Source organism: Vreelandella andesensis, from assembly GCF_003989795.1.
GTDB lineage: Bacteria > Pseudomonadota > Gammaproteobacteria > Pseudomonadales > Halomonadaceae > Vreelandella > Vreelandella andesensis.
The window spans coordinates 37,129-57,980 of the sequence record NZ_RZHG01000022.1 but is presented as its reverse complement, the minus strand read 5'-3'; the positions used below and the strand labels follow the sequence as shown (position 1 = coordinate 57,980).

The window sequence follows — 20,852 nt, the reverse complement described above, 5'->3', positions numbered from 1 at the left end:
CATGCTGCAACGATTTTCTTCGGGGCTTGCTCGCTGTGAAGAGATTGCCGCTGCTGCCTTAGCGGCGGCGGTTACCTGTTTAATTCTCACTAATATAGCCTTTCGCGCGTTGGGTAGCCCGCTTTATTGGGTCAGTGAATTGGCTATCTATGCCATGATCTGGATGACATTCCTGATTGCCAGCACGGTGTTTAAGCGCCGTCAGGGAATAGCGGTTACGCTGCTGAGTGATTTGCTGCCGCAAACCGGCCGCAAGCTGATTGGCGTGTGGGTGGATGCCATGGTGTTGTTATTTGCTTTGCTGCTAGCGTGGCTTTGCTGGCGCTGGTATCAGCCCCTTGCGCTTATGCAAGCGGGGTTCGATACCCGTGCTTTTCAGGGGCAAACGTTCAATTTTATTTACGCTGAAAATACGTCCACGCTTGGCGTTAAAAAATTTTGGGCGTGGTTAATTGTGCCGTGGTTTGCACTGTCTCTTAGTCTGCATGGCTGGGTGAATCTTATCCATTCAATTAAAAAATGGCGAACCCCGACGCAAGAACCCTCCGCCAAGACACCACGTTAATCCCGCTTATCATAGTGACGGTACGTTTATGACGATTGCTGTTTTTTTGCTGCTGTTGCTTGGTGCCGTGCCAATCGCCCTAGTGCTGGCATTGACTGCCATGTGGTATATCCAGGCGTCTGGTAATACGGTGTTGTTTGATTCGTACCCGCAGCAGCTGTTTAGTGCCATTGAAAGCTATGGGTTGCTGGCGATTCCGCTATTTATGCTGGCGGGCGAGTTAATGAATGAAGGTGGCTTAACCCGCCGTTTAATCGCACTGGCGCGTATTGCAGTGGGGGGATTTCGTGGTGGCCTTGCCTATATCAATTTAGTCGCCAACATGATGATGGCGGCGATTATTGGTTCGGCGGCCTCGCAAATCGCCATTATGTCCCGGGCAATGGTGCCGGCGATGGAGCAGGAGGGCTACGATAGGTCCTACAGCGCCGCGATTACCGCTGCCGGTGGGTTACTGTCGCCAATTATTCCGCCTTCGATGCTATTTGTATTGTTTGGCGTTATGGCTCAGGTGCCTATCGCAGAAATGTTTATTGCTGGGTTGTTACCGGGACTGCTCCTAGGGGCAAGCTTTTTTATAGTGATTGCTTTGGTAGGCTTCGTGCAGCAATACCCGAAAGGCGAGTGGCCGACTCGCCGTCAGGCACTTCATGACCTGCTTTGGGGGCTGCCTGCCCTGTTCATACCTGTGATTATTATTGGCGGTATTTTGTGGGGCATTGCCACCCCAACCGAGTCGGCTGCGCTGGCGTCTCTTGCGGCATTGCTCATGGGGCGCTTTGTATATGGTGACTTGCGTTTAAGTCAGTTGCCCCAGGTGCTTACTCGCACAGCGATTAATGCAGGATTGGTCATTATGTTGATTGCGGCAGCGGGCGTATTTGGCTGGGTGGTCATTTACGAGCAGCTTCCGCAAATGGCTGCGGGGTGGATTGCGGCGTTGACCAGCGACCCTTTTGTGTTTTTACTGCTGGTGATTGGCGCGCTGCTGTTGGTAGGGATGGTTATTGACGGCATTGCAGCGCTGATCTTGGTGGTGCCGATTTTAATGCCGATTGCCCAAAGCCAGTTCGCTATTAGCCCTTATCAGTTTGGTGTGGTGGTGTGTTTAACCCTGGTGATGGGGTTATTAACTCCTCCCGTAGGGGCTGGATTGTTTATCGCATCTTCGATGACTGGCGCACCGCCGCTGAAAATATTTCGCTCGCTGCTACCTTTTCTACTGGCCACGCTAGTGACCCTTGTGCTTCTCGCCTGGCTGCCGTGGCTAACCAATGGGCTTATTCAGCGGTGATCGGCATGACATCAACCTCTACTTCCAACTGATGTTCTCCACCGCCGTTCATAACGCCTTTTAGCGGCGCGACATCGGCATAATCACGCCCCCAAGCAAGAACGGGATGCTGTTCGCCAGCAATGGTGCCATTGGTGGGGTCAAGGGCTAGCCAACCCCAGTCAGGAATCCACGTGGCTAGCCAAGCATGCGAGGCGTCTGCACCCACTAAGCGTGGCTGGCCGGGAGGCGGCTGAGTTTCCAGGTAGCCGCTGACGTAACGTGCAGCCAGGCCCACCGAACGTAGGGCACCAATGGCTAGGTGGGCAAAGTCCTGGCACACCCCACGGCGGTTAGCCAGCACGTCGCTCAGCGGGGTCGCGAGCGTGGTGAAACTAGGGTCGTACTCGAAGGTATCGTAGATCAGTTGGTTAAGTGCCAGCGCGCCCTCTATGAGTGGGCGGCCGGGTGTAAAACAGTGACGGGCAAACGCAGCTAATTCATCGTTACGGCGGATAAACGGTGAATCTAGACGATACAGCTGCATATCAAAACGGCTATCGCTGTGGAGCTGTTTGGCGACATCTTCCCAAGCAGGAGAAGATGCAGGTAGTGGTGCCAATGGCAGGGTAGTGAGCTCGGTTGTTACCGTCACGTCCAAGGATTGGTGAACGTCTTCCATCGCACAGTAAAGCACACGGTTGCCGAACACATCCCGTCGTTCTGCTTGAACCCGCGGCAGTGGGCTGATGGTTAGCTCAGATGCACTGCACTCCTGATACAGCGTTCTGCGTGGCAGCACCCTTGCTTCACTGTGGCATAGTGTGACGGGAGCGTTGTAGAGGTAGCGCGTGGTGTGCCGCAGAGTGTAATTCATGCGTCAGGCTCCATGCTAACTAATTGGCGCGGCCGCTCGACATGGCTGAAATGGCTTTGGCTGATGGCATCAGAAAGCGCCATCAGCGGTTCAATCAGTTGATCAAGCAGCTGCGCTAGCGCTTGTTGTGCTTCGGGGGTATCGGTAAGGTGATTGAGGCGGTCAATATCGGCTAAATGCAACGCCGCATTGGCCTGAATTAACAGGCGCCGCTCCGCATTACGGTAAGGAGACGAGCTGCCTGGTAGACGGTTCATTTGACGCTCAAGGCGTTGGAGCATGTAGCCCACCGAGCGTGGGTTAGTCTCATCAAAGAGCAGTAAATCCAGAATCGCCTCAGGGTGCAGCTCGCTGCGATAACGCCTGCGGTAAGCGGTAAAATTGTCGGTGGTGGACAGCACTACTTCCCAGAGCGCAAGCCCCGGTGTGTGCGGCGCGTTAAGCGTGAGTTTGAGTAGCGACAGTAGCCCTAAAACGCGATCTAAAAAGCGCCCAATGTCCATAAACCGCCAGCCGTAGTGGTGGGGCATGGTTTCGTTGCACAGGCCAAAAAAGGCGGCAATTTGCGCGGAAAGTCCTTCGCAGGAACGCCTTGCAGCACTAGCGCCAAGGCTTGAATTAAAAGCGCTGACACGCTGGCGAAGTTGATTAATAACGCGCCAGGAATCATCACCTAGATGGTCGCGAACGCTACGAGCGTTTCTCAGTAATTGGTCAAACAGTGCATGCAAAGCCTGGGAGTCAGTATCATCAAACTGAGCGAGCAAGGCGGCACGTTTCTGCACAAAGCCCACAATCCGTAGCTTAGCACCTTCACCATCATTGTTAAGCGTGGTGATATTCAGGGCTATCAGGAGTTCATCGAGTAACTGGTCCGCTATTTCGTCTTGGTCAACTTCCATTAACCGCATCAGCGCTTCACGCAGCAGGCGTGCTCGCGCATCCAAACGTTCACCATAGCGGCCTAGCCAAAACAGGCTTTCCGCTACACGGCTGGGAAGGTCTGTGCCGTCCCGAGTAGCGACTACCGGGCCGCGGGCCTGGCGAAGCTGGCTGACGTGAGGCTGAGGGGCGTTGGCTGTGACCCATACATCTTTCACGATAGGGCTGCTTAGTGACGGAGAGCCGGGTGTTCCCACCCAGGCTAGGCCGCCAGGCATGACATGGTAATCGCTGAGCTGCTGACCTGGGGTTGTGAGGCTGCTCGCTGAACGGTTAATAAAGCAGCGCAGGTTCAGCGTGGTGGGCGTTAAGCGCTGCATCTGGTTATCAAATACCGGCGCTGTGGCCGGTATTGTGGCAGCATCAGCATTAGGTAAGAGCAGCTTTTCGCCAAGTAAATGCTCGCAAAGGGCGGGCAGGTAGTCGGCAAGCTCGGGTGACTCCAAGATACCTACGCCAAGCGCGTTTGAGATCGCCACACCGCCAGTGCGGGCGGCTTGTAGTAAACCAGGCACGCCTAACTGGGAGTCGCCACGCAGTTCAAGCGGGTCACAGTAGGCATCGTCGCAGTGACGCAGCACCACATCCACAGGCTGTAGACCGCCTAACGTACGTAGCCATAGCTGTGAATCCCTAACGACTAAATCTTGTCCCTCGGCAAGGTCGATATTGAGATAGTTAGCAAGATACGCGTGCTCAAAATAGCGCGGACTGCTTGGCCCAGGGGTAAGCAGTACGATGTTTGGGTTGTCGCGGTGTTGATAGGCAAGCGCCGTCAGGGTGCGGTGATAATTGTCGAGAAAGCCTGCCAACCGTTTGAGGGGGGCATTGCGGTACATTTCGGGCAGCGCACGCGCCATTAAAATGCGGTTTTCGAGGGTGAAGCCTGTGCCTGACGGGGCCTGTAAACGGTCACCAATTACGCGCCACTGCCCTTCACTATCTTGAATGACATCCACACCGTGAAAACTGATGGCCGGACGGTCACCGGGCTGTGAGCCGTGGCAGGGTAGCAGTAAATGCGCTGAGGCGATTAACGCCTGTGTCGGCAATAAACCCTTATCAAACAGGCTTCTCGCGCCGTAAATATCATCATAAAGTGCATTCAGTAGGCGACTACGCTGGATCAATCCAAGCTCCAGAGCTTGCCACTGAGCGTGGTCGATGACCCAGGGAAGTGGATCTAATCGCCAGGAGCGCCGGGCGTCATCATGCATATTAAAGATGACGCCATTTTCTGCTAGCAGCCGCTGAATCTCTTCATGCTGTTGAAGGCGACCTTCTGGGCCTAGTGTATCCAGTGACCCTAACAGACTTTCCCAGCCGGGCCGAAGTTTTCCATGACGGTCCATCATGGCATCGAAAATGCCAGGCTTTCTCTCGCCAAGCTGATGGAAATAATCTTCTACAAGCCCGGCAGTGCCGAGTTCAAGAAGCGTGGAAGAAACAGGGGCCGTCATGAGCCTTGTAGTCCTAAGCAAATATGCAGCGAATTATCCTGCAGCTTGTCTTAATAGGAAAGCATTAGCGTGGTCGAACCACTGTAAAATCGCTTGTCCATGTTAGTCGCCAAAGCGCTGGGTTGCCAAAGGGCTGGTCGCCTATGTGGCTTCGCGAATACGCTCAATATGCATGTCCACGCTAAACGCGGTGTTGCATTTCTCGGAGGAGCCTGTGATAGCAGCAGCGCTTCCGGTAGTGGGGGTGGCGGCCAGGGGAATGTGTCCTTCGCCGGCAAACAAGCCCGAGGTGGGATCAAGGCCTATCCAGCCGGCTCCAGGTAAAAAAACCTCTGCCCATGCATGTAGATCAGTGCTGTCAATGTCTTTGTTATTTGGGCTGCCCACGCCTTTTTCATCGGAGGCAAGTTGAATCAAATAGCCGGATACGAAACGAGCGGCCAACCCTAAATGGCGAAAAATCTGCACCAGCAGCCATGCGCTATCGCGGCAGGAGCCTTTGCCCAGTACCAATGTTTCTTCACAGCTCTGCACGCCGGGCTCCATACGTAGCAGGTAGCTGATGTCGTTGTTGAGCCGCTGATTAAGCGCCACCAAAAAATCAACGCTGTTGGTGGGTTCTCTAGGAATCGTTGCTATCCATTCCATTAGCCGCGGGCCAGTCTCAGTAACCTCAAGGTAGAGCCATAGTGCTTTGCTCAACTCCTCCGGGTAAGTAAAAGGCGTTTTTTGGGCGAAATCTTCCAGAAAAAAATCAAATGGATTAATTTCAGTCATCGAAGCAATGAGATTGACCGTGATGATCAGTTCGTCACGTGGTTCTGGAAACACGATGCGCGCATTAAAGTTGCCGAACGGGTCCTGCTGCCAGTTTATAAAGTGATCACTTCCTGAAATAGTCAGTGAGTAGGCATCAATAGGCGTGCGGCAGTAAGGCGCAGGGCGGAGGCGAACCACATGGGGTGACAAATTCACCGGGCGGTCAAAGTGATAAGCAGTTCGGTGATGTAAGGCAACACGAATGGTCATAAGCCACCCTCTAAGGTAAGTCTGTATCAACCGATTTGCCTTCTTTATGACGCCTCGATTAAGAGAGGTAAGTAAAGGCAGTATCGTTGTAGTTGGGTTATTTTGCAGCAGCAAAATTCGTTAAGTCGTTAAAGAAGTAAGAAAAACATAAAACGCACCATTAGTGTTAATTCACCGCACTATTCTGGTGCTTTTTTTACTGTTTTAAGTTTGCTTCTCAAATGCTAAATAAAAGTAACCATTATGTGCAGATGTAGTTGAGATCCGATTAGATAGTTAAGGAAGATACACGTTTAAAGAATTCTTTTAGCGTTGAAAAAGCGAAAAAGGTGGTATGTGTTTTGCGTGCTTATATATGGGTAGAACAGCGTTGTTCGTGCGGTGATAGGCCTGCTCTACGTTATAGGAAGTTGCCGCTTCCACCATTGCGCCAGGAGAGCGCCCATGAGCCAAGTGAATTGGAACAACTATTCGTGCAGTGACTTTTACGATGAGTTGCTAGCGGCCCCAGGCAAGCCACGTGCCTCGGCTGATGAGCTGTGTAATATGTTGGCAAGGTTTAGTGCGGAGGAGTTGGCCGAGCGAAAAACTGCGGCGGAAATTGCCATCCGCACCATGGGGATTACGTTTACTGTGTATTCGGAGGGCGCCGTCATTGACCGAGCATGGCCCTTTGATATTGTGCCGCGAATCATTCCAGCCAGTGAATGGCGTAAAACTGAAGCGGGCTTAAAACAACGCGTCCAAGCGCTAAATCTGTTTATCGATGACCTTTATCATGATCAAAAAGTAATTAAAGACAAAGTGTTGCCTGCTGAAGTGTTAGCTCAATCGGTTAATTTCCGGCCCCAGTGTGTCGGTATTAATCCTCCTCATGGCGTTTGGGCGCATATTTGCGGGTCAGACCTAGTGCGTGGCGGTGATGGTACGCTTTATGTGCTAGAAGATAATTTACGTATTCCCTCTGGGGTTTCGTACATGCTCGAAAACCGTAACGTGACTAAGCGTGTTCTGCCTGAGCTATTTGCGTCGGGCAAAATTCTTCCCGTGGATGATTATGTCGCCAACCTCTACGACATGTTGGCATCAATGTCGCCTCGCCCCGGCGATGACCCACAGGTCGTTGTACTAACACCTGGTATTTACAACTCTGCCTATTTTGAACACGCCTACCTTGCTCAGCAAATGGGCGTTGAGCTAGTGCAGGGTAGTGATTTGCTGGTAGATGACGACGACGTGGTTTACATGCGAACCGTTGAAGGGCTGCGACGCGTTGATGTTATCTATCGCCGTGTAGACGATGAGTTCCTTGACCCTGAAGCGTTTAATCCTAATTCGATGCTTGGTGTGGCAGGGTTAATGCGCGCTTGGCGGGCGGGAAAAGTGGCGCTTGCCAATGCGCCAGGGGCGGGCGTCGCTGACGACAAAATCGTTTATGCCTTTGTGCCTGAGATCATTCGCTACTATCTCGACCAGGAGCCACTGCTACCAAACGTACCCAGCTATTTGTGTATGTTTGAAGAGGATCGCAAATACGTGTTGGAGCACCTGGATGAGTTGGTCGTAAAGCCAGCGAATGAGTCCGGCGGCTATGGCATGCTGATCGGTCCACATTCAACCAAAGAAACCCGTGACGAATTTGCTCGGCTGATTAACGCCAATCCCCGTAACTATATGGCTCAACCTACACTGGCACTTTCCACTACCCCCACGTTGTCGAACGGCTTGCCGCAGCCGCGTCATGTAGACCTTCGTCCGTTTATTCTTTCCGGTCCAGAAACCCATGTGACCACCGGTGGCTTGACTCGAGTCGCCCTGGTAGAAGGCTCACTGGTGGTGAACTCTTCCCAAGGGGGCGGCAGTAAAGATACCTGGATTGTTGAAACCGATGAGAACGCGGCGGCTGCCGCTGAGCAGGAAGGAGTCTAGCGCCATGCTGTCACGCGTAGCTGAAAACCTCTACTGGATGGCGCGTTATATCGAGCGGGCCGAAGACACTGCTCGGCTACTCAGCGTTAATAGCCACCTCATGTTAGATTTGCCGCGTCATTTGCCCCTGGGTTGGGCACCGTTGATTGAAATGACCGGTACACTAGAGGCGTTTAACGAGCGCCATTCAAGCTTTGATGAGCGTAGCGTGGTGCACTTTTTATGTGCCGATGCGCAAAATGGTAGCTCTATTCTGGCTGCTTTAGCGAGCGCTCGAGAAAATCTACGGACCACCCGTGATGTCGTGCCGAGGGAGATCTGGGAAGAGGTCAACCATCTCTATCTTAGTGTTGCAGAGCATGCGGAAAACGGTGTTAGTCCACGGCGGCGGGACACGTTTTTAAAAAGTGTGATTCGTGGCTGTCAAACATTGACGGGTTTAATCGAAGGGACACTTAGTTATGGCCCTGCTCGAACCTTTATTAAATTGGGGCGCCATTTAGAACGGGCAGACATGACCACCCGGATTGTTGATGTTCGTTCAGCCAGCCTGCTACCGCAAAATCCTGATGAGTTGCTGCCGTTTGAAAATCTTCAGTGGATGAGTGTGTTGAAGTCGCTCACGGCGTATCAGATGTATCGCCAGCAAGTGCGCTTGCGGGTGCGAGGCCCTGATGTACTGCGCTTTTTGCTGCAAGATCCCAATCTGCCACGCTCCATTGCCTGTAGCTTGGAAACGGTGGGGCATGAGCTACAGTTGCTACCCAGGCAAGATCGTGCTGCCGCAACGGTATCGCTTGTGCGGGCCGATGTGGTGGATGCTGATATTCAGGCGCTAGCCCATTCGCCAAGTAAGCTACATGCCTTTGTAGATGAACTACAGATTGGCTTCGCTGCGATTCACGACATGCTAAGCGCAACCTACTTTGTGAATAGTGACGGGGTTCCCCGGGTGACGCAGCTTCAATCGCAAAGCCACGCAGGAGATGACGATAACGATTAAGTGTAACTAGGCATAAAAGTTAACGTAGTTAGGCATAAAAGTTAACGTAGTTAGGCATAGGGGCTGGCGTTCGCATTTTGAATTAGTTGATGCAGATACGTCAGCTTCTTTCGCACGGCAGGGGCAATCACGTATGGCGCTAAATCGAGTAGGCCCATGTCACGATTAAGCTCGTTCACGGCCATACCTACCTGGTGAAACGCCAGTAGCATATCGTCCAGCGTGCCATCATGCTTGGCATGGGAAAGTCCCATATTCAGCGCTGTATCGAGCACGGCAACCATGTCCAGGTAAAACGCAAAGGTTTCGGCAAAGTCTTCCCACGGGTGCATGGTGGCGTAGGCAGATATAAACTGGGATGCCCAATTGGCTGGCGTGCCTTGCTGGTAGTAGTGCTCTAATGCGTCACTGTAGGTGGGGTTGTTATGATCACCAAACACTTGGCGGCAGGCGTTTTCATCCAGGCCTTTTACCAGTAAATCCCAGTAGTAATGACCAATTTCATGTCGGAAATGACCAATCAGTGTGCGGTGGGATTCATTCATATCAACCCGTAGGCGCTCGCGCTCAACGGCGTCGGCTTCTTTTACGTTGATGGTGATATGACCGTTGGCATGGCCGGTATATACCTTCTCTTGGTTGTCGGTAGAGCGCCAAAGCCCATGGTCGGGTAGAGCGTCGGCCATAAACGAAAAGCTGAGCGGAACACGAATATTTTCCCCGCCGATGCCGTGGGGAAGTTTCAATAAACCAAGCGTGTGAAATAGCCGTCGCTTAGCGCCTTCCAGCGCGGCCCAACGTTCCCGATTACCATTGATACCAAGGTCGGGAATCACTTTGTTATAGCGGCAGCAGTCGCACAGCGTGTCGCCATATCCCTTCGACATCACTACCATGCGGTTACAAACATTCTCAACCGCATAGTTGTAGCACTTCACTAGTGCTGACCCGCAGCCTGGGTGGGTGCAGCGATACTCACCATTCAATAACGGTTCTAATGCCACGATAGTCGTGCAGGCAGGGCACCAGCCAACCTCGGAGCCGCAGGCCAAACAATGCGTGTTTTCAAAAAACAGCGGATTGCCACAGCGGCAGTTAAAGGTCTGCATGGATGGCTCCTTGAGTGATGGACAGCGTGATGAGCACTGTGATGACCGCGCGCATCTGGAAAAACCCCACGCTCCACTATGCAGCAAATGGCGCTAATAGCCAGCATAGCGAGGGTGTGGCCGCTATGAAAAGCATAGATCTCAATACTAGGTTGCTTTCATCTATATCAAGTGGCTAATTGACGTTTACGTCAACTTGCTGATATACCCTAGGGTTCATACTTGCGACTCATAACAAACACAGCAATGAGGAAGGTAGTCATGCCCGTTCGTGAAATCCCTATGTATATCGATGGTCAGCCAGTCATGTCACAGAGCCAGGATTGGCGTGATGTGGTTAATCCTGCCACCCAAGAAGTGGTTGCCCGCGTGCCTTTTTGCACCGCCGAAGAAGTCGAGCGTGCGATTGCCAGTGCTAAAACAGCATTTAAAGAGTGGCGTAAAATGCCGCTTGGTAAGCGCATGCGTATCATGCTCAAGCTTCAGGCACTGATTCGCGAAAATACCGCTGAATTAGCTGCACTAATTACGGAAGAGCATGGTAAGACCCTGCCAGACGCTGAAGGTGAAGTGGGTCGCGGCCTAGAAGTCGTGGAGCATGCTTGCTCGATTACATCGCTACAGTTGGGCGAGCTGGCTGAAAATGCCGCTAATGAAGTCGATGTCTATACTATGCACCAGCCGTTAGGTGTTGGCGCGGGCATTACTGCCTTCAACTTTCCGATTATGCTGCCATGCTTCATGTTCCCGCTGGCCATTGCAACGGGAAATACTTTTGTACTGAAACCGTCTGAGCAAGACCCCAGTTCCACAATGCGCTTGGTTGAACTTGCCCATGAGGCAGGCGTCCCGGCAGGCGTTCTAAACGTGGTTCATGGTGGTCCTGATGTTGCCAATCAGATTGCTGATCATCAGGATATTAAAGCACTGTCGTTTATCGGTTCGACCCATGTGGGTTCCTTGCTTTACAACCGCGCCGCTGCTGCAGGCAAGCGTATGCAGTCGATGATGGGCGCTAAAAACCACTGCGTCGTTATGCCGGATGCCAACCGCAGCCAAGCGATTGATAGTCTACTGGGTTCGGCGTTTGGTGCCGCTGGTCAGCGCTGCATGGCTAACTCGGTTGTCGTACTAGTAGGCGAAGCCCGTGAGTGGCTGAAAGATATCGAGGAAGGTGCGCGTAGCATGAAAGTCGGTCCGGGCACTCAGCGTGATGCCGACTTAGGGCCGCTTGTCTCTCCCCAAGCAAAAGAGCGCGTTGAGCGCCTGATTACGGCAGGTGAAAAAGAGGGCGCTAAATTGATGGTGGACGGCCGCGGCTGCACGGTAGATGGCTATCCAAACGGAAACTTTGTCGGCCCAACGCTATTTGCCGACGTGACGGCTGAAATGACCATTTACCGTGAAGAAATTTTTGGCCCGGTGCTGTGCGTGGTCAGTGTGGAAACCCTCGATGAGGCGATTGCGTTTATCAACGCTAACCCTAATGGCAATGGTACGTCGATATTTACCAACTCAGGTTGGGTAGCGCGTCGCTTTGAAACCGATATCGAGGTTGGCCAGATTGGTATCAACGTGCCAATTCCTGTCCCCGTCGCTTACTTCAGTTTTACAGGTTCGCGAGCTTCCAAGCTTGGCGATCTGGGGCCAAACGGCAAGCAGGCAATTACGTTCTGGACGCAAACAAAAACGGTCACTGCCCGTTGGTTTGAGCCAGAAAACGTATCCAGCGGCATCAATAGCACTATTTCGTTGGGCTAATTGCACCGAAAAGAAGCCCCGTCTAGCGGGGCTTTTTAAGTTTCGACTCAAATATCCTGGAATAACGGTAGGCTTCTTTTTAAAAGCTGGCTGATAGGACCAAGCTGACTGGCGTGCATGATGAGAGTGGTAGGAGCAGTAGTTTGCGTTTCAGCGTTGTGAGGAATTAGCAGTGCAAATTCGCCTTCCTCAAGATGAAACTCATGAAGTTCATGTAGGCCGTCAGGTGTTTCACATTGTGAGCAGCGGTAGTTGTCGTCTTCACCGTAAACCAACCGATGATACATTTTGAAGAGCGTATAAAGTGCTAAACCGCCTTTAAAAGCAGGCCAACGGGCAGGTGTGTTACGCACGGTATCTGAAACGTCGTTACCCTCGGCTTCAGCGTTAGCGAATACGCTAGCCAGGGGTTCTGAAAGTAGCGACGGACTAGCGCTTAAGGATGTCTCATGCTCTTGAGAGTTTGATGAAACGCTGTTAGCCACATGATGAAAATCATCTAAAGAAGCAAGAGGATAGTCCCTGTGCATTAGATCACTTGGCTCGAAACCACCGTTTTCCCATCCATGGATAACCCGGAGAGTGACCCGCGCATGATGCATGGGTAGGGCAAGAAGGGTGTGTAGCATTATCCGAATATGAAGCTGTCGCTCATCCGCATCGTTTTCAAACGCACAATAAGGGTCCGCAAATAGTGTATGCAAGCGCCCTGGCGTATGCTCTTTGGCTTCGGAGTAATGCATGTTGGTGTCCCTTTTTATTGCCGCTTAACGCGTTCACTGCACGGCTTATATGTCATTGAATAGTTTAGAGTATGAACAGCGTTAGCCACGATTGAAAGTCACTTTGTTGAGTATTTTGCTACCGAATTACGTCATCCAATAACGTAATTGCTTTATAAAAACAAAAATTCAAAACCTAACATCAGGAAAAGAGGTGTAACGATGACTAATCTGCTTAGCCGCTTCCGTGTACCAGAAACGCTTGATGAACTGCCCGACGATATTCGCAATGCAATACTAGCAGTGCAAAGTAAGGCGGGGTTTGTGCCCAACGTGTTCTTAATGCTGGCTCATCGCCCAGAGGAATTTCGTGCTTTTTTCGCTTATCACGATGCGTTGATGGAGCGTGAATCCGATACGCTGACTAAAGCTGAGAAAGAGATGATTGTCGTTGCCACCAGTGCGCGCAATCGCTGCCTCTACTGTGTAGTTGCCCACGGAGCGCTATTGAGAATTTATAGTAAAGATCCTTTAGTCGCTGACAATGTGGCCATTAACCATCTGACGGCAGGGCTGAGTGAACGGCATCGTGTCATGCTGGATTTTGCGATGCACTGTGGTATTGAGATTGGTGAGTTCTCCTCCGCTTGGCAAACAGCATTGGAACAGGCAGGCTTTACGCTTGAGGATTGCTGGGACATTGGCGCTATCGCTGGCTTTTTCGGCATGTCGAATCGGTTAGTTACCATGGCGGGTACTCCTCCTAATGAGGAGTTTTATTTGATGGGGCGCCTACCGCGTTAACACTAAGAGAGCGTGCGGTTAGGCGTTATTCAAAGGCAATTTTACTGATGTATAGACTTTACTAACGAACAGCTTTCGCCGAGGATAGCGTCTTCATTCACTGTCGCCAGGGGAGCCCACACCATGATGGGCTGAGAATGCGCATTGCGCAGACCCTGGAACCTGATCCGGTTCATACCGGCGGAGGAAGTGCGACATGCCTTACCTAACGACAGCCGTACTTGGTGCGGCACTCTTCTGCTTTGCTTTTTTGGGCCTGCGTGCACGTCATGTGCAGGGGTCGCTTGATGACTATGTCACAGCACGAAACTCGCAGACTGCCTCTACGCTCGGGTTCTCATTTTTAGCGTCAGGAATGGGCGCTTGGATTTTATTTGCGCCGCCAGAAATTGGTGCCTTTGTGGGCCCGTTAGCGTTGGCGGGATATGCGCTGGGGTCGGCGCTGCCATTTATCGTATTAGGTTTGTACGGCCCTAAAATCCGTCGAGCATTACCAGAGGGTCGCAGCATCGCTGAATTTGCCCATGCCTGTTATGGCAAAGGCGTTCGCCATTGGGTGTTGCTGGTGTCTGTGGCTTACATGGGATGTTTTTTAGCGGCGGAACTAACAGCGATAGGCGCTATTACAGCGCTGCTTTCCGATGTGCCGCCCGCGCTGGTGATTATTGGTGTTGCGCTCACTACCTTGGTGTATACGGTGATCGGCGGGCTACGGGCAAGTCTTGCAACAGATCGTTGGCAGGCATGGTTGTTGTTGGCGTTGTTATTAGCGGTTAGTGGTGTGGCGATATGGCGTCTGCCCGCCATGCCAAGCGATGCGGCCATGCCGTCTATTCCTATTGCAAGTGCGCTTAGCGTTGCCCTGACACTGGTCATCGCGGTAACTGCCGCCAATTTATTTCATCAAGGCTATTGGCAACGTGTGTGGGCAGCTCAAGATGATCAGAGCTTAGGACGAGGCGCTTGGCTAGGTGGCGGTATGACTGTCCTTGTTGTGATGGTGATTGGTGGTGTCGGTATGATGGCCGCGATGAGCGGTGTGCCGTTGGGGGAACCGCCTATTCCTTTCTTCGCGCTGCTAACCGAGGCACCTGCCTGGGTAGCCTTACCTGCATTGGTATTGGCAGTGACGCTAGTGACCTCAAGTGTCGATACGTTGCAAAACGGTATAGCGTCGCTGATCGTTGGACGTGGCGGTGAACGTCACGCGGCGTCTCTAACGACCGCACGTTGGGTAACCGTTGCAATGATGGTGCCGGTGGTGCTTATTGCGCTGCAAGGGTTATCAGTGCTGCGGCTCTTTTTGATTGCCGATTTACTTTGTGCCGCTATCGTTGTGCCTGTTCTGCTCGGCCTGTGGCAACGTATGACGCCCATTGCTGCCATTGGCGGTGGTATCGCTGGGTTAGTGGGGGCAATTCTGCCGGGTTGGATAAGCCAAGGAAGTCTTGCTGCTGGCGTCATAGCCGCTACTTTCCCCGGCAGCATTCCAACCTTAGGGCCATTTTTAGGAGCGCTGCTGGCGTCTATCGTTGTCAGCGTCACACTGGCATACCTGCCTATTCGCCAAAGCGTTAAACTGTAAGCGCTTTAGGGCCGTAAAGCGCTTAGTGGCCATGCGTTGGGGGAAAGGTCTGAAACCTACAGGTAAGTCGTGACTCAACTTAACAGGGACGATGATGATTCGCAGCCTACTTACAACACCCGAGGGTGATGTGCGTGAAGGCGATGAACGCCTTATCGATGCTTGGCACGAAACGCCCAGCAGCCACCTGTGGATAGACATGAAAGGGGAGTCGGAAGAGCGTGAACGCCAAGTGCTGGAGCGGTTTGATTGTCATCCGATGGCCATTCAAGATGCCCACAAAGAGCGCCATCCGCCTAAAATTGAAGAGTTTGAGCATCACACACTGATTATCTACCGAGGTATTTCCTCGTTTGATGCTCAGCTTAACTTTGTGCCTCAGCAAGTGTGTTTCTTTATTGGTGAGCGCTTTCTAATTACTCTGCACGCCGGTGAGGCCCTTAGTATTGAACGGCTCTTTAATGAGCATGGCAAAAAGCTGCTGGCACTATCTCCGGAGCGTGTCGCGCTGAAGGTTATGTACATTTCGGCAGGCTTCTATATCGATAGCTTATTAGAATTTGAAAGCGAACTAAGCGACATTGAGGACGAACTGCTAGAAGACGGCAACGATGTGCTGATGCGTAAAATCACCGCTTATCGTTCACGTTTAGTGAAAATGCGCCGAATTTTTAGCTATCACAAAGGCATTACCCAAGAGCTTACTGCCTATGACTATGCCCATCTTCCTCGTGGTGAAGGTGAGACGCTACATGCTATCACTGATGTAGAGGAGCGTTTTGAGCGCCTATATACACTGACACAAATGTATTACGACATTTGTGGTGATCTCGTCGATGGCTATATTTCGATCTCTTCTCACCAGTTAAATACCACCATGCGTGTATTAACCGTGATTACCGCCATCTTTGTTCCGTTGACGTTTATTGCCGGTATTTACGGTATGAACTTTGAGTTCATGCCAGAGCTGCGCTATCACTACGGTTACTTTTTCGTTTTGGGGGGCATGCTGGGTATAGGCGGTAGCTTAATTTGGCTGTTTAAACGTAAAAACTGGTTTTAAATCGAGGCAGACGCTCGTCGTCGGTGAAAAGTTGATACATCGCCATGTGGTTTAAGCATTAGTGTGGCATCCTCCCAGGCGACCAACGACTTGCAAACAACCTGAGAGCCACTTTTATGACCATTATGATTATCGGCCTGCTGATTTTTCTTGGCAGCCACTCCGTGCGCATCTTTGCTGAAGACTGGCGTCAGCAACAGATCGCTAAACACGGCGAAAACACCTGGAAACTTGCGTATTCTGTTGTATCAGTAATTGGGCTAGCAATCGCTATTTACGGGTTTGGCCAAATGCGCCTAGACCCTATCTATGTTTGGTTTCCACCGGCGGGCTTACGCCATGCGGTAGCGCTACTGATGATACCCGCTTTTATTATGCTGGTGGCAGCTTATGTGCCGCGCAATGCGATTAAAGCGAAGCTTGGCCATCCGATGATGTTGGCCGTAAAAATCTGGGCATTTTCACACCTGTTGGCCAACGGAAGACTTGGCGATATTATCTTTTTTGTAGCATTTTTGGTGTGGGCAATCCTGGCATTTAAAACGGCCAAAAAACGTGATCGCCAGCACCCTGCTAGCACGGTGACAACGTCAGTCCCTGCGACGATAGCGACCATTGTCATTGGTTTGGTGGCTTATGTCTTGTTCGCACTTTATTTACACACCATCATTATTGGCGTGCCTGCCTTTAGCTGAATATTGTTAACAAATATAAACGGCGTCAATGGTTTATAGCCGTTGACGCCGTTTTTTGTTTTTACCCACTTAGTAATCGAAAAAGTTTGTTATTGTCAGGTAGGTCTAGCCAACTATAACCAGGAGCAACCTTATGGCCGAAGCTGTACCTCACGTACCAAAGACAATGTCTGCCATGTTGCTAACCGGCCATGGTGACGTAAATAAGCTGGTGTATCGGCAGAACGTGGTTACCCCTCAACCTGGGCCGGGGCAAGTGCTGGTTCAGGTGACAGCAACGGCCAAAAATAATACCGACCGGAAAGCGCGCGAAGGGCTTTACCCCACTAAAGGGAAAGAGGAAGTCACGTCGTTTGCGATGGGAGGCTCACCAACGCTGACGTTTCCTCGTATTCAAGGAGCGGACATTGCTGGCCGCGTGGCGGCAGTTGGAGAAGGCGTAGAGGCCTCACGTATTGGAGAGCGGGGGTTGCTCGACTTTAATATCTACGCTGACGCGCGCCGAAATATCAATCTAACGCCAGATTATTATGGCCACGGGGCTGATGGCGGCTACGCCGACTATGTTGTAGTACCTGCTGATCAGTTTCATCACATCCCTAACCCTGAATTGCAGGATGCGGAACTTGCCTCAATGGGGATGTGCTCGTATCAGACGGCTTATCACATGATGACCTCTGCCAACGTAAGCGCAGGCGAGCGTGTGTTGGTTACCGGTGCCAGCGGCGGTGTTGGATCTGCGTTGATTCAATTGTGCCGGATTGTGGGCGCTATTCCTTACGCGGTCAGTCAGCCGGATAAAGCGAACGCGCTTTTGGAGTTGGGGGCTGAGGCGGTTATTGATCGCGGTGATTTATCAACGTTCGTTGAGCGTGTGTTGGCCGAAACCAATGGCCAGCCGATAGATGCAGTGATGGACTTAGTTGGCGGACAAATGACCGACGTGTTTATCGACACCATGATTGTCGATATGCAGGGACGCAGTAGTTATCCGCGGCTTTCCATTGCCGGTGCGAGTGGCGGCAACCTCAGCGAAATTATGTGGACTCGAATCTACCTATATCAGGTACAGATTTTTGGTGTTTCCCACGGTACCCGTGAAGAAGCAGAGCAACTGATTGAATGGATTCGCAGTGGAGCGTTAAAGCCGGTGCTGCACGCAGCCTTTAAGTTATCTGATCTGCATAACGCAGAACGCTATTTTGTGAACCGTGGCAGCAACTACTTGGGAAAGATCGTTATTGTTCCTGATGCGCAGTGGGAAACCCACGGTGCGCCGTTTGCCCTCACCACCGCCTAGGAGCAATATTTATGAAGAACCTGCATACAATCCAACTGATGGACACCCATGCCGGTGGGGATGTTAGCCGTATTGTGACGGGAGGTATCGACGTGCTTCCTGGTGCAACCGTACGTCAGCAAATGGAGTTTCTGCGCGATGAGGCCGATGGTTTGCGACGGCTGCTGTTGGAAGAGCCCTATGGCATTCCAGAAATGTCGGTAGACCTGTTGGTGCCTTCATCGCACCCAGACGCTGTCGCAGGCTATATCATTATGGAAGTTATGGGGTATCCGATTTATTCCGGCTCTAACACGCTGTGTACCGCCACTGCTGTGTTGGAAAGTGGTCTTGTGCCCAAACAGGAGGGTGTTCAGCGCTTTAAGCTGGAATCGCCCGCAGGCTTAGTGGACATTGAGGCCAAGGTGTGTGACGGCGTCGTGGAGTCAGTTACCTGTGAAGGCCTGCCAAGCTATATAGACACGTATCGCGATACTATCCAAGTACCTGAGATAGGCACGATTACCTACTCAGTCGCTTACAGCGGTGGCTTTTATGCGTTAGTAGATGCCGAAGAGCTGGGCTTTAAGCTCGTGCGTAGTGAAGAGTCGGCGCTTGCCTCTTGTGCTTACAAAATTGTCGAGGCGATACAGGCACAACGTGATTTTTCTCATTATACCCTGGGGGATGTAGGACCCTTACCGTTCTTACACTTCCTGGGGCCGGAAGAGAAGGTGGCAGACGGCTACATTCGTTCCCGTTCAACGACGTATGTGCATCCTGGTGTTATTTGTCGCAGTACCACCGGCACGGGAACCTCGGCGCGACTGGCGCTGATGAACTACGAAGGTCGGCTGACGATTGGTGATAAGTTAGAAACAGTGTCTTTACGTGAAACGGGGTTTATTGGCACTTTCACCGGCACGCATCAAGAAGGTGATTACCAAGTGGTGGAGAACACCACGACTGGCCGAAGCTATGTGCTGGCAGAATCGAAGATCGTGATTAACTACGACGACCCATTGGTAGCGTGTGGCGATTTGCATCACATTTTGAGTGACCGACATACCGACGAGGTCTATTCCTTCGCCGAGACCTAACGCTCGCTTGGCGGTCATGCGTCGACATAGCCCGCTTGCTCAAGTCGTTCCCATACCGGGGCCTTCTCGGCCTCGGTCATGCTTCCCCAGCAGGCAATTTCATCCAGCGTTCGGCCACAGCCTCGGCATAGTGAAGACGTGGGTTCGATGTCACATATCTGAATACAGGGTGACAGCGGGCGGGCAACCTGAAAGGTAGAATTGGATGAGGCGCTGGGCATGATGACAAAGCTCGATACAGTAGTGAAAAAACGACGCCGGGCGAGAGTTACATATCTCGTGTACACCTTATGAAATTGGCACTTTACCACGTAGTGACTTTGTTTTGCCTTTACGGGTTTTGTGATCAACACGGCGGCGTTGTGAGCCTTTAGTGGGCTTCGTCGGTCGGCGCGCCTTCTGCTGCTTGGTTGCGCTTTGAATCAACAATTTTAAGCGGGCAAGAGCATCCTCTTTGTTCAATTCCAGGGCGCGATAACTTTGGGCTTTGATAATCACCACGCCCTCTTTACTGATACGCTGATCAGACAGCGCCATTAAGCGCTCTTTATAGATTGGCGGCAGCGTAGAGCTTTGAATATCGAAACGCAAATGTACCGCAGAAGCGACTTTATTGACGTTTTGCCCGCCCGATCCTTGCGCTCTGATCTGACTAATATCGATTTCCCAGTCCGCTATCGTCACGTTATTTGAGATAGTGAGCATTCAATTCCTCTATGTCTCATTTGGCTCATAAGGCTAGCACACTTAGCGCTAAGGCACCGATTGAGGGCGGATTAGCTCAATAGCATGAAGGCGAGCCCATGCCCGTCATCGCGGTTACCCATAACGATAGCATGCCTGATAAGCACTATACTCACGGGGTGGCTTCCTTTCAGCGGGGCTTGTTGAGTTGCCCGGCTTATGGCACCAATTTAAATTAAAGTCATTTCCTACTATCTATAAACACTCCCAAAGGAATACCCATGGATTACTTGCTTAATGAACAACCTTTGAGTGCTGGCGTTATCTACCGCTTATTATCAGGCAGCGTGTGTCCCAGGCCAATTGCATGGGTGTCAACTCAAGACAAGAGTGGCAACACTAACCTAGCACCGTTCTCCTTTTTTAACGTAGCTAGCGTTAATCCTCCTATCCTGGCTTTTTCACCACTGTTAGATGGCAGTGGGCAACCCAAAGACACGCTGCGCAATTTAACCGAACTAGCGGAGTGCGTCGTGCATGTGGGCAGTGAAGCCTTGATAGAAGCGCTCAACACGACCAGTGCGAGTGTCCCCCCTGAGCAAGATGAGTTTTTACTAGCGGGATTAGAGAAGGCTGAAATGGTGGGGATCAGCGTGCCACGCATAGCAGGAGCCCCCGTCGCGTTTGGCTGCAAACTGTACGATATGATCCGTTTTGGGGACCAGCCGTTAGCGGGAACATTAGTGCTGGCTGAGGTCGTTGCTATCCATATAGATGACGCGATATGGGATGGTAGGCACATTAATATGGATGCGCTAAAGCCGGTGGGGCGCTTGGCAGGCAGCGACTACTTGCGGATCACCGACCGTTTTGCCATTGAACGACCTGCTTAACTTGGCAGCAACCGAGGCATTAAGTCCGCTACTGGGTCAGTAACGGTTTTTTTGCAAATAAGCGCATTCAAGTGGATGT

The 20,852-nt window shown here is 51.7% G+C and carries 18 protein-coding genes, 1 pseudogene and 1 riboswitch; of the genes and pseudogenes, 12 read left to right on the top strand and 7 right to left on the bottom strand.

Annotated elements, in window-relative coordinates; all coding sequences use genetic code 11:
* Nucleotide 1 precedes the first annotated feature (1 nt).
* Together ELY33_RS12970 and ELY33_RS12965 are read left to right on the top strand one after the other, a co-directional pair.
* A complete protein-coding gene (locus ELY33_RS12970) occupies nucleotides 2-565 on the top strand; it encodes a TRAP transporter small permease (RefSeq protein WP_126948337.1) in 564 nt (187 codons plus the stop codon).
* Nucleotides 566-593: 28 nt separating this feature from the next.
* Nucleotides 594-1,859, top strand: a complete 1,266-nt coding sequence (locus tag ELY33_RS12965; RefSeq protein WP_126948336.1) for a TRAP transporter large permease — start codon at nucleotides 594-596, stop codon at nucleotides 1,857-1,859.
* Here the strand turns inward: ELY33_RS12965 and ELY33_RS12960 are convergent.
* From ELY33_RS12960 to ELY33_RS12950, 3 genes and pseudogenes are all read right to left on the bottom strand, one after another.
* Entirely contained in the window at nucleotides 1,846-2,715 is an 870-nt protein-coding gene (locus tag ELY33_RS12960) for a transglutaminase family protein (protein WP_126948335.1), read from the bottom strand. The two genes, ELY33_RS12965 and ELY33_RS12960, sit on opposite strands and share 14 nt — an antisense overlap.
* Entirely contained in the window at nucleotides 2,712-5,117 is a 2,406-nt protein-coding gene (locus tag ELY33_RS12955; RefSeq protein ID WP_126948334.1) for a circularly permuted type 2 ATP-grasp protein, read from the bottom strand. Before ELY33_RS12955 ends, ELY33_RS12960 begins: the two co-directional genes overlap by 4 nt.
* A 150-nt stretch (nucleotides 5,118-5,267) precedes the next feature.
* A pseudogene (locus ELY33_RS12950) lies at nucleotides 5,268-6,146 on the bottom strand (transglutaminase family protein); the annotation flags it as partial.
* 444 nt (nucleotides 6,147-6,590) lie between these two features.
* Here ELY33_RS12950 and ELY33_RS12945 point away from each other — a divergent pair.
* A complete protein-coding gene (locus tag ELY33_RS12945; RefSeq protein WP_126948332.1) occupies nucleotides 6,591-8,075 on the top strand; it encodes a circularly permuted type 2 ATP-grasp protein in 1,485 nt (494 codons plus the stop codon).
* 4 nt (nucleotides 8,076-8,079) lie between these two features.
* Nucleotides 8,080-9,078: an alpha-E domain-containing protein gene (locus ELY33_RS12940; protein WP_126948331.1), complete on the top strand. Its 999-nt coding sequence runs from the start codon at nucleotides 8,080-8,082 to the stop codon at nucleotides 9,076-9,078.
* Between the two features lie 50 nt (nucleotides 9,079-9,128).
* On the opposite strand, the gene ELY33_RS12935 is transcribed toward ELY33_RS12940, so the two are convergent.
* Nucleotides 9,129-10,187 (bottom strand): zinc-binding metallopeptidase family protein, encoded by a 1,059-nt coding sequence (locus ELY33_RS12935; protein ID WP_126948330.1) that lies wholly within the window; start codon nucleotides 10,185-10,187, stop codon nucleotides 9,129-9,131.
* Nucleotides 10,188-10,448: 261 nt separating this feature from the next.
* Here ELY33_RS12935 and ELY33_RS12930 point away from each other — a divergent pair, with 261 nt between their 5' ends.
* Nucleotides 10,449-11,948, top strand: a complete 1,500-nt coding sequence (locus ELY33_RS12930; RefSeq protein WP_126948329.1) for a CoA-acylating methylmalonate-semialdehyde dehydrogenase — start codon at nucleotides 10,449-10,451, stop codon at nucleotides 11,946-11,948.
* Nucleotides 11,949-11,995: 47 nt separating this feature from the next.
* Here the strand turns inward: ELY33_RS12930 and ELY33_RS12925 are convergent, their stop codons facing one another.
* Nucleotides 11,996-12,691: a hypothetical protein gene (locus ELY33_RS12925; RefSeq protein WP_126948328.1), complete on the bottom strand. Its 696-nt coding sequence runs from the start codon at nucleotides 12,689-12,691 to the stop codon at nucleotides 11,996-11,998.
* Between the two features lie 201 nt (nucleotides 12,692-12,892).
* On the opposite strand from ELY33_RS12925, the gene ELY33_RS12920 reads away from it, so the two are divergent.
* The 6 genes from ELY33_RS12920 to ELY33_RS12895 all read left to right on the top strand — a co-directional run bounded on the left by ELY33_RS12920 (nucleotide 12,893) and on the right by ELY33_RS12895 (nucleotide 19,196).
* Nucleotides 12,893-13,474, top strand: coding sequence for a peroxidase-related enzyme (locus tag ELY33_RS12920; RefSeq protein ID WP_126948327.1), 582 nt, complete (start codon nucleotides 12,893-12,895; stop codon nucleotides 13,472-13,474).
* 98 nt (nucleotides 13,475-13,572) lie between these two features.
* Nucleotides 13,573-13,681: riboswitch (TPP riboswitch) on the top strand.
* Nucleotides 13,671-15,059, top strand: a complete 1,389-nt coding sequence (locus tag ELY33_RS12915) for an SLC5/6 family protein (protein WP_126948326.1) — start codon at nucleotides 13,671-13,673, stop codon at nucleotides 15,057-15,059. Its footprint overlaps the riboswitch before it by 11 nt.
* A gap of 94 nt (nucleotides 15,060-15,153) precedes the next feature.
* Nucleotides 15,154-16,122: a magnesium transporter CorA family protein gene (locus ELY33_RS12910; RefSeq protein ID WP_126948386.1), complete on the top strand. Its 969-nt coding sequence runs from the start codon at nucleotides 15,154-15,156 to the stop codon at nucleotides 16,120-16,122.
* A gap of 116 nt (nucleotides 16,123-16,238) precedes the next feature.
* A complete protein-coding gene (locus ELY33_RS12905; RefSeq protein ID WP_126948325.1) occupies nucleotides 16,239-16,817 on the top strand; it encodes an NnrU family protein in 579 nt (192 codons plus the stop codon).
* A gap of 133 nt (nucleotides 16,818-16,950) precedes the next feature.
* Nucleotides 16,951-18,117: an alcohol dehydrogenase catalytic domain-containing protein gene (locus ELY33_RS12900; RefSeq protein ID WP_126948324.1), complete on the top strand. Its 1,167-nt coding sequence runs from the start codon at nucleotides 16,951-16,953 to the stop codon at nucleotides 18,115-18,117.
* Nucleotides 18,118-18,128: 11 nt separating this feature from the next.
* Nucleotides 18,129-19,196, top strand: coding sequence for a proline racemase family protein (locus tag ELY33_RS12895; protein ID WP_126948323.1), 1,068 nt, complete (start codon nucleotides 18,129-18,131; stop codon nucleotides 19,194-19,196).
* A gap of 14 nt (nucleotides 19,197-19,210) precedes the next feature.
* Here the strand turns inward: ELY33_RS12895 and ELY33_RS12890 are convergent, their stop codons facing one another.
* Together ELY33_RS12890 and arfB are read right to left on the bottom strand one after the other, a co-directional pair.
* Nucleotides 19,211-19,417, bottom strand: a complete 207-nt coding sequence (locus tag ELY33_RS12890; protein WP_126948322.1) for a DUF1289 domain-containing protein — start codon at nucleotides 19,415-19,417, stop codon at nucleotides 19,211-19,213.
* A gap of 67 nt (nucleotides 19,418-19,484) precedes the next feature.
* Nucleotides 19,485-19,901 (bottom strand): alternative ribosome rescue aminoacyl-tRNA hydrolase ArfB, encoded by a 417-nt coding sequence (gene arfB, locus ELY33_RS12885; RefSeq protein ID WP_126948321.1) that lies wholly within the window; start codon nucleotides 19,899-19,901, stop codon nucleotides 19,485-19,487.
* A 260-nt stretch (nucleotides 19,902-20,161) separates the two neighbouring features.
* Here arfB and ELY33_RS12880 point away from each other — a divergent pair, with 260 nt between their 5' ends.
* A complete protein-coding gene (locus ELY33_RS12880) occupies nucleotides 20,162-20,773 on the top strand; it encodes a flavin reductase family protein (protein WP_126948320.1) in 612 nt (203 codons plus the stop codon).
* Nucleotides 20,774-20,852 lie beyond the last annotated feature (79 nt).